Source organism: Microbacterium sp. (assembly GCF_031179285.1).
Lineage (GTDB): Bacteria > Actinomycetota > Actinomycetes > Actinomycetales > Microbacteriaceae > Microbacterium.
The window spans coordinates 30,554-46,540 of record NZ_JAPSHY010000023.1; the positions used below are offsets into that span (position 1 = coordinate 30,554).

Below are 15,987 nucleotides of genomic sequence, written 5' to 3' on the forward strand. Positions count from 1 at the left end.
GATGTCGGTCGCTCGACCTAGGGTTCGAGCATGGATGCTGTGCAGAGGCCGAAACTCCGAGCCGCCCCCATCAGCGTGATCCGCGCGCGTACCAACAACCTGCGCGACGTCTCGCTCGACGTCCCGAAGCGCGTGATGACCGTGTTCACCGGCGTCTCCGGCTCGGGCAAATCCTCACTCGTGCTCGACACGATCGCCGCCGAGGCGCAACGGCTCGTGAACGACTCGTATTCGACGTTCATCCGCTCCCGCATGCCGCAGATGCCGGCTCCCGACGTACAGTCGATGAACGGCCTGACCTTCACCGTGCTGATCGACCAACGCCGCTTCACCGGAAACGCGAGGTCGACGGTCGCCACGGCGACGGATGTTGCATCGCTGATCCGCCTGGTGTTCTCGCGCATCGCCACCCCGTCGGCCGGTTACTCCCCCGCATACTCGTTCAACGACCCGTCCGGAATGTGCCCGACCTGCGAGGGGCTCGGCACGGTCTACGACATCGACATCGAACAGCTCATCGACCCCGAGAAGAGCATCGACGAGGGGCCCGTGCGATTCAGCCTGTTTCGCCCGGGGGTCTATCGCTGGAAGCGCTTCGCCCACAGTGGTCTGTTCGATCGGCAGAAGCCGCTGAAGGATTACACCGAGCACGAGATGGAGCTCTTCCTCTACGCTGATCAGCTCAAGCTCCCCGACCCCGACCCGCAGTTCCCGCAGAGCGCTCGCTTCGACGGCGTCATCACGCGTATGCGCGACGTCTTCCTCGCACAGCGCCCGGTGAAGATGTCGAAGCAGGTGCGAGAAGAGCTCGACCGGTTGGTCACCCACCACACGTGTCCCGAATGCGGCGGCGCCCGGGTCAACGAGGCGGCGAGGAACAGCCTTATCGAGGGGCACTCGATCGCCGACTGGATGCGGATGCCGGTGGCAGAGCTGCGCCGCATGCTCGACGGACTCACCGACGCCCGAGTGGCGCCGGCCGTCAGCGGCATCCGCCACGTGCTCGATGCGCTGCTGTCGGTCGGTCTCGGCTATCTCACCCTCGACCGCGAGTCGTCGACGCTCTCCGGCGGCGAGGCGCAGCGCGTCAAGATCGTGCGGCACCTAGGCAGCGCCCTCACCGAGGTCACCTACGTGTTTGACGAGCCGAGCGCAGGGCTGCACCCCGCCGACATCCAGCGCCTCGTCGCACTTCTGCAGCGCCTGCGCGACGCGGGCAACACCATCCTGGTCGTCGAGCATCATCCGCAGGTGATCGCCGTGGCCGATCACGTCGTCGACATCGGACCCGGTGCCGGAACGGCGGGTGGCGCGGTGCAGTTCGAAGGCACACCCGAGCAGCTGCGTCAGAGCAGTACGCTCACCGGGCGCCTACTGGCCGAACCGCTGCGCCTCTCCGCTACGCCGCGCGCTGCGAGCGGCCACATCCGGGTCGCCGATGCCCGTGCCCACAACCTCGGTGGATTCGACGTCGACGTCCCGCTCGGCGTCCTCACCGCGATCACCGGCGTCGCGGGTTCCGGCAAGAGTTCGTTCGCAACGGTGGAGCTTCCCCGACAGCACCCGCAGTTCACGGTCGTCGGGCAGGATCCGCTGCGCGGTGGCATCCGGTCGACCATGCTCAGCATCCTCGGCATCGCCGACACTGTGCGCCAGGCGTTCGCCGACGCGTCGGGGCTCGACCCGTCGTGGTTCAGCTTCAACGGTCGGGGCGCGTGCCCGGTCTGTCGCGGCAAGGGCCACGTCACCACAGAGCTCGCTTTCCTCGACGACGTCTCGCTGCCGTGCGAGGCGTGCGGCGGTCTCCGATTCAACGCGACCGCGCTCGAGGTGCGGCGGGACGGGTCGACGATCGCCGACGTGCTCGCGTCGACGCCCGCCGACGTGGCAGAGCTCTTCCCCGATCGCGCCGAGATCGCCGCCGCGCTCGACTGGGTGCGACGCACGGGACTCGGCTATGTTCCGGTCGGGCGTTCGCTCGACACGCTCTCGGGCGGTGAGAGGCAGCGACTCCTCCTCGCCAGGCATCTCAGCGATCCTCGCCGCGACCCTGCCGATCGGATCGTCCTCGACGAACCGACGGCGGGGCTTCATCCGAGCGACGTCGACACGATCAACCGGCTCTTCGACGATCTGCTGGACGAGGGTGCGACGCTCGTGGTCGTCGAGCACAACCTCCGTGTCGTCGCGCGCGCCGATCACGTCATCGACATCGGCCCCGGTGCGGGATCCGAAGGAGGGCAGCTCGTGTTCGCCGGGCCGCCGGCAGAGCTCGTCCGCCACGAGGAGTCGCTCACCGGGCGAGCTCTCGCCGCTGCCTCGATCAGCCGGTCGCCGCGGTGAGCGAGAGGCCAGACCCGTCGACCGCGACGTCGACCCGCACGGTGTCGCCGTCGTGCACGCCGCCCGAGAGGAGCGCGGTCGCCAGCCGGTTCTGCACCTCGGACTGGATGAGTCGCCGCAGCGGCCTCGCCCCGAAGATCGGGTCATACCCGCGTTCGGCCAGCCACGACCGGGCATCGGGTGTGACCGCGAGCGTGAGCCGGCGGTCGTGCAGGCGGCGCTGCAGCTGATCCACCGACAGCTCGACGATCTGCGCGAGGTCGTCTTCGGACAGCGCCTGGAACATCACGATGTCGTCGAGACGGTTGAGGAACTCGGGCCGGAACGACTGCCTCACGAGCGCCATCACCGACTCGCGCTTCTCGTGGATCGACAGCATCGGGTCGATGAGGATGGGCGAGCCGATGTTGCTGGTGAGCACGAGGATGACGTTCGAGAAGTCGACCGTCCTCCCCTGACCGTCGGTGAGGCGCCCGTCGTCGAGCACCTGCAGCAGCACATCGAACACCTCGGGGTGGGCCTTCTCGACCTCGTCGAGAAGGATCACGCTGTACGGGCGGCGTCGCACCGCCTCCGTGAGCTGACCGCCCTGCTCGTACCCGATGTATCCGGGAGGGGCACCGACGAGACGCGAGACCGAGTGCTTCTCGCCGTACTCGGACATGTCGATGCGCACCATGGCGTGCTCGTCGTCGAAGAGGAACTCCGCCAGGGCCTTCGCGAGCTCGGTCTTGCCGACACCGGTGGGCCCGAGGAAGAGGAACGAGCCGGTCGGGCGGCCCGGGTCACTGATGCCCGCGCGGGAGCGGCGCACGGCATCCGACACCGCCTTCACCGCGTCCTTCTGACCGATCAGCCGCTTGCCGAGCTCGGCCTCGAGGTGCAGCAGCTTCTCGCCCTCGCCCTGCAGCAGGCGCCCGACCGGGATGCCGGTCCAGGCGGCGATGACACCGGCGATGTCCTCGTCGGTGACCTGCTCGTTGACCATGCGGCCCTCGGATGCGGTCGCCGCCTCCGCCTGCTCGGCCTCGGCGATGTCGCGCTCGAGGCGTTTGATCGTCTCATACTCGAGCTTGGAGGCTCGGGTGTAGTCAGCCTCGCGCATCGCCAGGTCGCGCTGCGTGATGGCGTCGTCGAGCTGCTTCTTGAGGTCTCCGACACGGTTGAGGCCCTGACGCTCGCGGGCCCATCGTGCCTCCAGCTCGGCGAGCTCCTTCTCGAGCTCGCCCAGCTGCTCGCGCAGCGTGCTCAGCCGCTCCTTGGACGCGGCGTCCTTCTCCTTCTTCAGCGCCAGCTCCTCGAGCTTCATCCGGTCGACCTGGCGCTTGAGCTGGTCGATCTCGACGGGAGAGGAGTCGATCTCCATCTTCAACCGCGACATCGCCTCGTCGATCAGATCGATGGCCTTGTCGGGCAGCTGCCGGGCCGGCAGGTACCGGTTCGACAGAGCGGCCGCAGCGACCAGTGCGCTGTCCGAGATCGTCACCCCGTGGTGCGCCTCGTAGCGACCCTTGAGACCGCGGAGGATCGCGATGGTGTCCTCGACCGAGGGCTCTCCCACGTAGACCTGCTGGAACCGGCGCTCGAGAGCGGCATCCTTCTCGATGAACTCGCGGTACTCGTTGAGAGTCGTCGCCCCGATCATGCGCAGCTCGCCCCGCGCGAGCATGGGCTTGAGCATGTTGGATGCCGCGACCGAGCCCTCGCCGCCGCCGGCGCCCATGAGCACATGAAGCTCGTCGATGAAGGTGATGACCCGCCCGTCGGACTCGGTGATCTCCTTCAGCACGCTCTTCAGCCGCTCCTCGAACTGGCCGCGGTACATGGCACCGGCCACCAGGGCCGAGATGTCGAGGGAGACGAGTTCCTTGTCTTTGAGGGACTCGGCCACGTCCCCGGCGACGATGCGCTGGGCGAGCCCCTCGACCACGGCGGTCTTGCCGACGCCCGGCTCTCCGATGAGGACGGGGTTGTTCTTCGTGCGGCGGGTGAGCACCTGGCTGACACGGCGGATCTCGTTGTCACGGCCGATCACCGGATCGAGCTTTCCCTGACGGGCACGGTCGGTGAGGTTGATTCCGAACTGCTCGAGCGCGGACTGCTGGTCTTCCTGTGCAGGGTTGGTCATCGCTCCTCCTGGGAGTCTCCTTTTCAAAGTTGAGTTGTGATGACTCAACTTTACCAGAGCGGATGCCGCATCACGAGCGCGCCGCCACGATCGCGTCCCACACCGCACCCGCGACGTCGCGCTTCGACCCCGCCACCGAGGCGAGGACTCCGGTCTCGCTGACGATGCGCACCGCGTTGTCGGGTATCTCGAAGCCTCGATCCCACCCGACCTCGTTGACGACCAGCAGATCGACGCCCTTGCGCTGACGCTTGCCATGCGCACGCTCGAGGAGCTCAGCTTCGTCGTTCGGCGTTTCCGCGGCGAAGGCGACGATGACCTGGCCGGCAGGCGCCCGGCCGGCCAGACGTGCAGCGGCGAGACCGGCGACGATGTCTTCGTTCTCGACGAGCTCGATCGAGGTCAGCGGCCCCGCCTCCTTGGTGAGCTTGCGCTCCGCGACCGTGGCCGGCCGGTAGTCCGCGACGGCTGCGGTCATCACCACCACATCGGATGCCGCGGCCGCCTCCGCCATGACGGCGCCGAGTTCGGCCGCCGTGCCCGCCGACAGGATGCGGATGTTCGGATGCCGCCCAGCATCCTGCAGCACATCCCGCGAGACGTTCGTGGCCACCAGCTGCACCTCGGCTCCCCGCTCCGCCGCCTCGACGGCGAGAGCCGTGCCCTGCCGGCCGCTCGAGCGATTGCCGAGGTAGCGCACCGGATCGATCGGCTCCCGCGTGCCGCCGGCCGAGACGACCACGCGGAGTCCGTCGAGGTCTCGTGCGGCGAACACGGCGAGCGCGGCCGCGACGATCTCCTCGGGCTCGACCATGCGCCCCGGTCCCGAGTCGCCGCCGGCGAGTTCTCCCTCGGCGGGACCGACGATGCGCACGCCGCGCTCGCGCAGCGTCGCGATGTTCGCCTGGGTCGCCGGGTGCTGCCACATCTCGGCGTGCATGGCCGGAGCGATGACGACGGGGGCGGTGGTGGCGAGCAGCGTCGTGCCGAGCAGGTCGTCGGCGATACCCGCGGTCATCGTGGCGATCGTGTTCGCTGTCGCCGGCGCGATGATCACGAGCTCGGCGGCCTGGCCGAGCGCGACATGTCGCACGCGCGCGACGTCGTCGTGAACACTGGTCGTGACAGGATGCCGACTGATCGCCTCCCACGTCGGCGTGCCGACGAAGCGCAGCGCATCGTCCGTCGGGATGACGGTCACATCATGCCCCGCCTTGATGAGCAGGCGCACGAGGTGCACCGTCTTGTAGGCGGCGATGCCACCGGTCACTCCGACGACGATATTCACCCCTTGATTCTGCCCCAGGGGAGGACGCCGTGGGCCGCCCTTCCGCGTCCGACGCGCACCTAGACTGGCGGTCGTGTGCACGGTCGTGATCGATGTCGAGGATGTGGGGCGGGCGCGGTTGCTCGCGGTGCGCGATGAGGATCCACTGCGCGAGTGGGACGCGCTGGGCGCGTGGTGGCCGGAGCAGTATCCAGGAGTATCAGGCATCCGCGACCGCCGGGCCGGCGGCGCCTGGCTCGCCGTGAACAGCGCCGAAAGGCGACTGGCCGTGTTGCTCAATCGAGCCGACGTGCTCGGGCTTCCGCCCGACCACGTGCGATCGAGAGGCTCGCTCGCGTTGGAATCCGTCGTGGGCCGATCCCCCGTGGCCCCCCTGCCGATGCACGGCTTCAATCTGCTCGAGGTCGGCCCGGACGGCGCGCGCGTGCTGTCGTGGGATGGCGACGTGCTGCGCGACACGTCGATTCCGGCCGGGGTGCACATGATCGCCCACGACGATCTCGACGATCCGGCCACGCCGCGGATCGCCGCGTGGTTGCCGGAGTTCCGCGCTCTCGAGGAGGCGGGTGAAGACCGCGACTGGGTGGACCGGTGGACGACGCTGCTCGCATCGAGCGCGCACCTGTCGCCCGAGGACGACAGGGCGATCATCCGCGACAACCGCCCGCACGGCTACCCCACCCAGTCGCTCCTCTACTGCGTGGCATCCGTCGGGCCCGCCGGGATCGACGTGCGCGACCAGGCGCTCCCCCGCCCGGGCCACTGGTCGGCGTGAGCGGTCGCTCGCCGATGCTGGCCGGCTACGCCGCGGGCATCTCCGAGTCCGTGCACGAGAACCGGGCGCGGTACGCCGTCGGCGTCACGCCGAGCACTCGCGCGAAGTTCTGCCGCAGAACGGCGGCCGATCCGAAACCGCATTCCTCGGCGACCTGATCGAGACCGAGGTCGGTGCGCTCCAGCATCCGCTGCGCGTGGATGATCCGCTGGCGCGCGAGCCAGGCCGCCGGTGTCGCGCCGTACTCGGCTTTGAACCGGCGGGCGAAGGTGCGCGGCGACATGAGTGCTCGCGCGGCGAGCTGATCGACGCTGAGTTCATCTCGCAGGTGCTCGACCGCCCAGTCGGCGACCGCCGAGAGTGAATCACTGGCGACCACCGGGATCGGCCTGTCGATGAACTGCGCCTGGCCTCCGTCGCGCTGGGGCGGCACCACCATACGCCGGGCGATCCGGTTGGTGAGTTCTGCGCCGACCTCCAGGCGCAGAAGGTGAAGGCACGCATCGAGGCCGGCCGCCGTGCCCGCACTGGTGATGATCCGCCCGTCCTGCACGAACAGCACATCGGGATCGATGTCGATCTGCGGGTACATCGCCGACATCTCGTCGGCGTACATCCAGTGCGTGGTGGCTCGGCGCCCGTCGAGCACGCCGGCCGCTGCGAGGATGAACGACCCGCTGCAGACGGTCAGCACCCATGCGCCCCGCGCAACAGCATCGCGAGCGAGTTCGATGAGCCGCTGGTCGATCCTTCCCCAATAGGGCCTCGGCACCGGGCAGAACACCACCAGGTCGGCCTCGTACGCGAATGAGAGGTCGTTCTCGACGTTGATCGAGAAGCCGAGCTTCGACTGCACGACGCCCGCCTCCGGGGCGACGATGCGGAAGTCGAAGTTCGGCACACCGTCATCGGATCGGTCGAGGCCGAAGGCTTCGCAGGCGACACCGAACTCGAACGGCGCGAATCCATCCTGAACGACACAGGCGACGGTTTTCATGGGCACTCCCGGGGCTTGGCAGTTTTTCTACGATTAACGTCCTTCCTGCCACTCGTGGCGGAAGAACTTCGGTCGTAGCGTTTCTGCCATGATACTCATCATCCTCCTCGCCGCCACCGCCATCTGGGCGATCGTCGCGGGCATCATCGAGATCCGTCGAGACGGATACCGCCAGGAACCGACCGACTGGAGCCGTGTCGCAGAGCGCGACGTGCTCCACCGTGCCGAGTCCGGGCACGCCTACCGCTGAGCGCCGAGCTCGGCGTCAGCCCGGTAGGGTCTGTTCATGATCCCGATCGACAGCCTCCTGGCGTTCCTCGTCACCTCGGTGGTGATCATCGTGATCCCCGGGCCGAGCGTGCTGTTCGTGATCGGCCGATCGATCGCCCTCGGCCGACGCGCAGGTCTGCTCAGCGTGATCGGCAACGCCCTCGGCACGATCCCCGCGGTGGTGGCGGTGGCCTTCGGCGTCGGGGCGATCGTCGCTTCGTCCGTCGTCGCCTTCACGATCATCAAAATCGCCGGTGCCGCCTACCTGGTATGGCTCGGCATCCAGGCGATCCGGCACCGCCACGCGTCGACCGCAGCGTCCGACCGTGCGCCGTCCTCTGCCGCGAGATTGCTCCGTCAGGGCTTCATCGTCGGACTCACGAATCCGAAGACGATCGCGTTCTTCGTCGCCGTCCTGCCACAGTTCGTCGCCCCGGCATCCGGCGCCGTCTGGGCCCAGCTGCTGCTTCTGGGGCTCTCCTTCCAGGCTCTCGCGCTCGTCTGCGACTCGGTCTGGGCCCTCGCGGCCGGTACGGCACGAGCCTGGTTCGCCCGTTCCCCTCGTCGCATCGTGGCACTGTCGGGCACCGGAGGCGCGATGATGATCGGTCTCGGCGGCACGATGGCGCTCACGGGCTCCAAGAGCTGAGCTGTCGGCCGGCGCGAGCGGCGATCTTCACCACACCACGTCGAACAGGACTACGCTCATCGACATGAGCGAGCCGCAGCAGCCTCCCGTCCCGCCTTCCGAGCAGGTGTCGCCCGCGCTCCCGCCGGCCCCGCCCGCAGCTGCACCGCAACAGCACCCCGCGGCGCAACCGGCGCAACCCGCGCAGCCGGTCGCCGCGCATCCGGCACCTCAGTCCTACCCCGCGCAGCATCAGCCTCAGGCGGCGCCGCAGCCGCCCTACCCTCCCACGATGCAGCAGTCTCCGGGCCAGCAGCCCTACCCGTCCTACGCAAGGGACCGGGCCGGCGGTGGCAACTCACTCGGTCGCGTCGCGTTCATCGTCGCGGCGATCACCCTCGCGGTCGAACTGCTCTCGATCCTCATGTGGCCGATCCTCTATCGCACGGGCGAGATGGAGGTCGCCGACGTCCTGAACACCGCCGTGCGGCTGCTGACGTTCGCGGGCTTCGCTGCGGCGCTCGTCCTCGGCATCGTGGCTCTCCGCCGCGAAAGGGCGAACCTGCTGGCGGGAATCGCCGTCGGAATAGCGGGTGCCGCCGTGCTGGGCATCGTGTTCGGCTGGATATCCGGACTGTTCTACAGCTTCATCTGACGCGAGTCGAGCACGCGCTCGTACACTTCGAGCATCGCCGCGGTCCGCGACGACTGAAGGAAGGCCTCGGCGACCTCCGGAAGTGGCGACGGCGCTGTGCCCGCCCTGATGTCGGATGCCGCCGTGCGCAGCGTCTCCGTCAGCGCCTCCGCACGTCGCGCGTCGAGGTCGCCGGTCGAGGCGCCTTCGACCGGGGGGACGGCCCACAGACCCCCGCCGAGTTCTGCCGCGATGTCGGGGTCGCTGATCACCGACGGCGTCCCGAGCGTCGCCGCCTCGAACGGCGTCATGCCCTGGGTCTCGAATCCGATCGACGTCTGCACGAGAGCGTCGGCCGCGCTGATCCGGGCGAGCGTCTCGGGATAGGTGAGCCGGCCGGCGAACCGCACCCCTGGGAGGCCGGCCACGATCCGCTCGGCGGCTGCGCGCTGCGCTCCGCCGCCGATGATCTCGAGTTCGGACTCCACGCCTGATGCGGCATAAGCCTCCAGGAACGGCAGCAATCGTTTTTCCGGACTCATCCGCCCCAGCCAGACGAAGCGCGGCGGTCCCGGCATCCGCTCGACCGCGGCCGCGGCGAGTGTCGCGTCGCGCAGGTCGTCGTCGATTCCGTTCCAGATCACGTCCACGTCCGCGAACACGCCATGCCGCTCGAGGCGTTTCGCGAAGTGCGTCGAGGGCGCGGTGACCGCATCGGCGCCGGCGGCGAGACCGCGCAGATACGCCCAGCCGTCTGATCCGGCGCCCGCGGCGCCGCCACGCAGCGACCACCGTCGCCAAGCGTTCAGGGCGGCGAGCGCGGGGCGATGCAGCCGAGTGACGGCGCGGATGCCGACATCGACGCGGTTGTGCATGGTGTGCACCACCGGGATGCCGTGGCGCCGCGCGAACCGGTGGCCGATGAAGGCGCCCCAGAAGTCCGCCTGTACGTGCACGAGATCGACCCGAGGCCGGTGGGTGAGCGCGTGATCGAGGAATCGGTCGGCCGAACGGCCCGGCCAGCTCATCGAGTACTCGCGGTCCGGGGTGATCGGCACAGATGGCAGGTCGACGGACGCGGGATCCGCGGCCGACGCGCGCGGGCCGTGCATCCGCGGCCCGACGACCGTCACGGTGTGACCGGCGCGCTCGAGGAACTTGCGCTGCAGCCGCATCGACACCTGAGCACCCCCGAGCGAATCGAGATGCTGATCGCCGAAGAAGACGATGTGCATGACTAGGCGGGCAGCGGCTCGTCGCGGTACAGCGCCTCGAATGTGTCGAGAGTGCGGTTGATGTCATGGATGACCACACCGTCGAGCGACGCCTGCTGCATGCGCTCGTACTCGGCGGGTTCCGCCGTGAGGACGTCGGTCAGTCGCGCCGTGAGCTCATCGACATCGCCGGGCTGGAAGAGGTAGCCGTTCTCGCCGTCGTGGACGAGGTGCGGGAGGGCGACGGCATCGGCTGCGACGACGGGGAGGGCGGATGCCATCGCCTCCATCGTCGCGATCGATTGCAGTTCGGCGATCGAGGCGATGGCGAAGACCGATGCCCGGGAGTACAGGGCCCGTAGCTCCTCATCGGAGATGCGACCGTGGAAGGTCACCTGCTCCGACAGCCCGAGTTCGGCGGTCAGATGCTCGAGGCTCTTGCGCTGATCGCCGCCGCCGACGATGTCGAACGTGACGTCGAGCGCGGGATCGAGCTTCGCGATCGCCCGCAGGATGACGTCGATCTGCTTCTCGGCCGTCAGCCGCCCGACGAAGATCACACGATTCTTCTCGCGCTGCCCGAGCACGGGGGAGTAGTGGGAGCGGTCGATTCCGCAGCTGACCGGGATCACGCCCTTGATGTCGACCGTGCGCTCGAGGAAGTCGGCCGCGCGCCTGGTCGGCGTCGTCACCGCCCGGACCGTCGACAGCGTGCGGCGGGCATCGCCCCAGGCGAACTTCACGATGTTGCGGTCGACGACGTCCGGGAAGATCGAGTGATCGAGGATGTTCTCGGGCATGACGTGATTGGTGGCGACGACGGGAATGCCGCGCTCATGCGCGATCCGGGCGAGGCCGCGACCGATGATGATGTGCGACTGGATGTGCACGACATCAGGCTGCACCCGGTCGAGGACCTTCCGCGCATAGTGCTTGGAGCGCCATGGCCAGACGAAACGCAGCCAGTCGTGCGGGGTCCACCTCACCGAGGGCAGGCGGTGAAGCGTCATCGGCTCGCCCTCGATGACCTCGGTGCGCGGCTGCGCGCGCCGGTACGCCTGATTGGGCGCGGAGACGTGCACGTCGTGGCCCCGCTGCACGAGTCCTGCGGCGAGGCGCTCGGCGAATCGGGCCGCTCCGTTGATGTCGGGGGCGAAGGTGTCACAGCCGATCAGGATCTTCAGGGGGAGACCGGCGGAGGGCGCGCTCGACGGTGCGGTCGCAGGGATCGGATCGTCGGGGGAGGTCACAGATGCTGCCTTACGGTACGGCGTCCACGGAATAGGAGCCCGGATCGGGCGCTGGCCACTCTACCCGAGGGCTCAGCGGACGCCGATCAGCCATTCCGGAGAACTCTCGAGGCGGGCATCCGCTCGCACATATCGAACTCGCGGGTTCTGCCCGTAGCGTGGAGGCATGCGACTGACTGCCGACGCCGATCCCTCGCTCTGGATCCCCGTGACCGACTCGTTCGGGTGGCGGGGCAGGCGGCATCGCAAGGCCGCGATCCGGATGCTGTTGAGCCAGGTGAACGGGGCGATGGGTGCCGTCGAACGTCCGGGCTCCCGGCTCGGAGCCTGGGCGATGAGCCAGGCAGCGCCCCTCATGATGCGCAAGGCCGACGGGCGGGTGCTGGTGTGGACGTGGAAGGCTGAGCCGGAGCTCATCGTCGTGATGGCGACCGCGCAGGCCCTGACCCTCGACCTGCGGATCGCGCGTGCATCGATGCCGATGGACTATGACGACACCGAGTCGTTCCGCAGCACCGGGCTCGGCGTGGGCGAGAAGCTCGTCGTTCCGGTGCCGCCGTCGCCGGCGGCGCCGCCCTTCGCCACCTACACCTGGGATGCGGGCACGCACCTCGTCACCGTCACCGCCATCTGCAGCGACCGTGAGCGATTCGGCACGCTCATGGGCGCTCTGGACGACCTCGCGCGCAGCATCCGCATCGCCGACGATCTCGCGGGCGGGGAGTCGCCCGACGTGCTGCGGCTCGGGCCGGCGTGAGCGGCCCCGGCTTCGACGCGGTCTGATCAGCTGCCGACGCTGACGCTCATCAACCAGACGGCGATACCCCAGACGCCGAGCGCGGCGACGAGCCCGACGATCGGCACCCACCACGACAGGCGGCGCTGCACCATGCGCACCACACCCCACACGACCGCCCCGAGATAGACGAGCGGCGGCACGAGCAGAGCCGCGTAGAACGCGGCGCCCAGCAGGTCGTAGTTGCACGCTCCGTCCGCGCCGCAGCCGTCGGACATCATCGACAGGAACAGACTGAAGAAGGCGACGCCGGCGATGACGATCCCCCCGAGCACCATCAGGATCACCGAAACGACGACGTCGGCGACTCGGACGGGCGGCTTCTGGCCCGGCGCGGGGTGAACGGGAGCCGGAGGAGCAGCATACGAGGGGTGGTCGGTCACGCGGCCACTCTAGCGGGGTCGGCTCCCGAACGGACGAGGCCCCCTCCGACTCGCGGAGGGGGCCTCGATCATTCAGCAGCAGCTGCCGCGCACTTGTGGATCAGGAGGACTCGTCCGCCTTGTTGCGACGCGAACGGGCGATCATCAGCACGGCCCCGCCCACGAGCAGCAACAGGACTCCGCCGATGACGATGCCCCAGGCCACATCGCCGCCGGTGACGGCGAGCGGGTCCGGCTCGATCGCATCGTGCACTGTGCAGAGCTGGCTGCCCGCGGCGCAGATCGGCTCTTCGCCGGTGATCGCGACGACGTTGCCCAGCCGGTGATCGCCCTGGTTCGCCCACGACTTCACCATCACCGCGTACGACACCGTGATGATCTCGCCCGACGGCACGGCGCCGACGATGCGAATCGTCGAACCCGAGGCCGTCGCGGTGATCCCGTCAGCGGATGCCGTCGGCTGACCCGTGAGGGTCGCGTCATCGAGGACGGCGGCCATGTGGTCGGTGTAATCGACCGGCACGTCGTCCGCCGCCGCGTTCGTCGAGACGTTGGTGAAAGTCAGCGTGTAGACGATCCGCTGGCCCTCTGCGACGTTCGCACCGGACGCGGGGTTCGCCGACTTCGTCACCACGACGTTGGAGACGTTGTTGATCGTGCAGTCCGGGCGCTCATCATCCGAGGGCACGCACTCCGCCGGCGGCTCCTCCCCCGCGTTCACGAGGAAGTTGCCGAGCCGGTCGTCGCCGCGCGCACCGTCCGCGTTCACGGTCACCTCGTAGGTGACGGTGACCAGCTGGCCCGGTTCGAGCGCACCGGTCACCGAGAAGCGGCCGTCAGTGATCTCCGACACGAGCAGCGCGACGTCGGATGCTGTGGGCACCGCGGTCACCGTCGCATCATCGAGGACCTGGGTGAGCACGTCATCGCGGTCGACCGACACAGCAGCGGTGCCGGTGTTCTCGAAGTGCAGCGTGTACGTCATGACCTGTCCCGGCCGGACCGTGGCGCCCGCAGCAGGATCGACCGTCTTCCAGTCATCCAGCGCACCGATGAAGTGCTCGGTGATCGGCGGCACGAAGGGCGGGCACGTCGCATCGCCATCCGCGCACACGTATGGCGGAACATCCGGGGTGAGGACGTTCGTGGCGATGTTGTCACCGCGTTCGCCATCCGGGCGGATCGTCACCTGGTACGTCACGGTCGCCGTCTCGCCGACGCCGAGGTCGCCCTCGATACGGATCGCTTCGGCATCGGCGTCGTACACGGCCGTCACGGTCTCGACACTCGATGCCGGCGCCGTGGTCAGGTCGGCGTCATCGAGGATGCCCGACAGATCGTCAGTCGTGTCGATGGCGCCGGTGGCCTGGCCGTCGTTGATGAACGTCAGCGCGTAGGTGACGACCTGTCCCGCCGCGACGTCGGAGCCCGAGGCCGGGTCGGACGACTTCTGCGGAGTGATGCGCGGCATGACGATCTCCACGGGGGGAGTCGGCGGGTCGCAGATCACACCGGCACCGCACACCGGCGTCGCCACGTTGACGAGGTCGGCGTCTCCGCGGTTCGTGACCGTCACGGTGAAGGTGATCTCCACCGACTCGCCGACGGCGACCGGACCCGACCACAAGAGCACCGGAGTGCCGAAGGTGGGAGCGGGAACCAATGAACCGTCCGACGCGACCGCGGTCACATCACCGTTGTAGGTCGCGTCGTCCAGCACATCCGACAGGTCGTCCGTCACACCCGCCGGAGCCGACAGCGTGTATGCGGCCTCCCCGTCATTGGTGACGGTGATCGTGTACTCGATCACGTCGCCCGGCTCGACGCCGTCGGTCGGCGTCGCCGTCTTCGTCACGGAGAAGTGGCGGATCGGGTTGCTCGTCTCCGGGCAGCCCTCCACCTCGCACGATCCGTCGGCGTTCTGCACCACGTTGGCCAGCAGGTGGTTCTCCTGGTCGGCGTAGGCAGCCACGACGACGGAGTACGTCACCGTGGTGATCGTCCCTGCGGGAACGGATCCGGTGATCACGAGGTCGGTGCCGTCGAGTTCGGCGGTCAAGCCGGCATCCGAGACCGAGATCGAGCCGTCCACGAGGGCGGCGTCATCCAGCACGTCGGAGAGGTCGTCGATCTTGTCGACCGCCGCCGCCGTCTCGCCGTTGCTGGCGAAGCTGATGGTGTAGGTGACCGTCTGGCCCGCCTCGACGGCTGCACCATCGGCCGGATCGACGGACTTCGTGATGTCGAGCTCGGCACCGGGGATCCGGACGTCGGCACAGTTGTCCGCGCCGGGTTCCGTCTGCTCGGCCGGGACGCACACCTCGTTGTAGAGGACGTTGTCTCCGGCAGACGAGTCGTACGTCACGGTGTACGAGACGGTCACGCTGTCCCCCGCGGCGAGCGGGCCGGACCAGGTGAGGGTCTGCGCATCGGCGTCGAACACCGCACCGTCGGCCGGGCTGACGATCTCGCCGAACTCGGCGTCGTCGAGCACCTCGCTGAGGTCGTCGGTGGCGATCGCCGGAGCATCCGCGGTGTAGTCACCGGGACCTTCGTTCGTGACCGTCACCTCGTAGGTGACCTCGCCACCGTCGACGGGGAGATCGGCCACATCAGAGGTCTTCGTCACCGACAGGCGGGGCAGTTCCCCTTCGACGGAGGCACACGCCTCACCCGTCACCGGGTCTGTTCCGTCCTCACCTGCGGGGTCGCAGAGCGGGGTCGCGGGCGGCGGGCCACCCGGCACGTACGGCGTGTTCGGCTGCCACGCGACGTTGCGCACGACACCGTCACCGCCCCCCGCGAGGGTCACCGTGTACGTGATCTCCACAGATTCGCCCGCAGCGAGCGGACCCGCCCAGGAGATGTGTGTCGGCGAGATGAACGCCGGCGCCGGAATCGCGGATCCATCGGATGCGACCGCCGCGGCATCACCGTTGTACTCCGCGTCGTCCACGACGCCTGCGAGGTCGTCGAAGACGGCTGCCGGGTCGTCTGCGGTGTAGTCGTCGGTGCCGATGTTCGTCGCGGTCACCGTGTATGTCACGGTGTCGCCCGGGCGCGAGTCGGCCGTGAAGGTCGACGTCTTCTCGATCGTGATCTCCTGATCGAGCACCGCGACCGGGTAGTCCTCCACCTCGCCGGCTGTGGCAGAGCCGGTCGGCAGGAACTCGGTGACGCCGGCCGGGAAGAGCCGGAAGCGCGCGTAGGTCTCGCTGGTGGTGGTGGCCGCAGGGAAGGTCACCGCGTACTCGGCGGTGCCGCTGGCGGCCGGCACTGGA

The 15,987-nt window shown here is 68.7% G+C and carries 13 protein-coding genes; 6 read left to right on the top strand and 7 right to left on the bottom strand.

Annotated elements, in window-relative coordinates:
* Window positions 1-30 precede the first annotated feature (30 nt).
* Window positions 31-2,343 (top strand): excinuclease ABC subunit UvrA, encoded by a 2,313-nt coding sequence (locus RIN18_RS13430; RefSeq protein WP_309104483.1) that lies wholly within the window; start codon window positions 31-33, stop codon window positions 2,341-2,343.
* Here the strand turns inward: RIN18_RS13430 and RIN18_RS13435 are convergent.
* Together RIN18_RS13435 and coaBC are read right to left on the bottom strand one after the other, a co-directional pair.
* Window positions 2,324-4,471, bottom strand: coding sequence for an AAA family ATPase (locus RIN18_RS13435; RefSeq protein WP_309104484.1), 2,148 nt, complete (start codon window positions 4,469-4,471; stop codon window positions 2,324-2,326). The two genes, RIN18_RS13430 and RIN18_RS13435, sit on opposite strands and share 20 nt — an antisense overlap.
* Window positions 4,472-4,541: 70 nt before the next feature.
* Complete coding sequence (gene coaBC / locus RIN18_RS13440; protein WP_309104485.1) at window positions 4,542-5,759, bottom strand: bifunctional phosphopantothenoylcysteine decarboxylase/phosphopantothenate--cysteine ligase CoaBC; 1,218 nt, start codon at window positions 5,757-5,759, stop codon at window positions 4,542-4,544.
* 73 nt (window positions 5,760-5,832) lie between these two features.
* On the opposite strand from coaBC, the gene RIN18_RS13445 reads away from it, so the two are divergent.
* Window positions 5,833-6,534 (top strand): NRDE family protein, encoded by a 702-nt coding sequence (locus tag RIN18_RS13445; RefSeq protein WP_309104486.1) that lies wholly within the window; start codon window positions 5,833-5,835, stop codon window positions 6,532-6,534.
* A 25-nt stretch (window positions 6,535-6,559) separates the two neighbouring features.
* Here the strand turns inward: RIN18_RS13445 and RIN18_RS13450 are convergent, their stop codons facing one another.
* Window positions 6,560-7,531 (bottom strand): helix-turn-helix domain-containing protein, encoded by a 972-nt coding sequence (locus RIN18_RS13450; RefSeq protein ID WP_309104487.1) that lies wholly within the window; start codon window positions 7,529-7,531, stop codon window positions 6,560-6,562.
* A gap of 88 nt (window positions 7,532-7,619) precedes the next feature.
* Between RIN18_RS13450 and RIN18_RS13455 the strand changes: the two genes are divergently transcribed.
* The 3 genes from RIN18_RS13455 to RIN18_RS13465 all read left to right on the top strand — a co-directional run bounded on the left by RIN18_RS13455 (window position 7,620) and on the right by RIN18_RS13465 (window position 9,084).
* Entirely contained in the window at window positions 7,620-7,781 is a 162-nt protein-coding gene (locus tag RIN18_RS13455) for a hypothetical protein (RefSeq protein WP_309104488.1), read from the top strand.
* A gap of 36 nt (window positions 7,782-7,817) precedes the next feature.
* Complete coding sequence (locus RIN18_RS13460; RefSeq protein WP_309104489.1) at window positions 7,818-8,450, top strand: LysE family translocator; 633 nt, start codon at window positions 7,818-7,820, stop codon at window positions 8,448-8,450.
* A 64-nt stretch (window positions 8,451-8,514) separates the two neighbouring features.
* A complete protein-coding gene (locus tag RIN18_RS13465) occupies window positions 8,515-9,084 on the top strand; it encodes a hypothetical protein (RefSeq protein WP_309104490.1) in 570 nt (189 codons plus the stop codon).
* Here the strand turns inward: RIN18_RS13465 and RIN18_RS13470 are convergent.
* The gene (locus tag RIN18_RS13470; protein ID WP_309104491.1) at window positions 9,069-10,298 is read right to left on the bottom strand and encodes a glycosyltransferase family 4 protein; all 1,230 of its coding nucleotides are present in this window, start codon (window positions 10,296-10,298) and stop codon (window positions 9,069-9,071) included. The genes RIN18_RS13465 and RIN18_RS13470 overlap by 16 nt on opposite strands.
* Before the next feature lie 2 nt (window positions 10,299-10,300).
* Entirely contained in the window at window positions 10,301-11,527 is a 1,227-nt protein-coding gene (locus RIN18_RS13475; RefSeq protein ID WP_375163534.1) for a glycosyltransferase, read from the bottom strand.
* A gap of 166 nt (window positions 11,528-11,693) precedes the next feature.
* Between RIN18_RS13475 and RIN18_RS13480 the strand changes: the two genes are divergently transcribed.
* Window positions 11,694-12,284, top strand: coding sequence for a hypothetical protein (locus RIN18_RS13480; protein ID WP_309104492.1), 591 nt, complete (start codon window positions 11,694-11,696; stop codon window positions 12,282-12,284).
* 26 nt (window positions 12,285-12,310) lie between these two features.
* Here RIN18_RS13480 and RIN18_RS13485 read toward each other — a convergent pair whose 3' ends face one another.
* Entirely contained in the window at window positions 12,311-12,706 is a 396-nt protein-coding gene (locus RIN18_RS13485) for a DUF6264 family protein (RefSeq protein ID WP_309104493.1), read from the bottom strand.
* A gap of 100 nt (window positions 12,707-12,806) precedes the next feature.
* A partial coding sequence (locus RIN18_RS13490; protein ID WP_309104494.1) for a GEVED domain-containing protein occupies window positions 12,807-15,987 on the bottom strand: 3,181 nt, incomplete at its 5' end.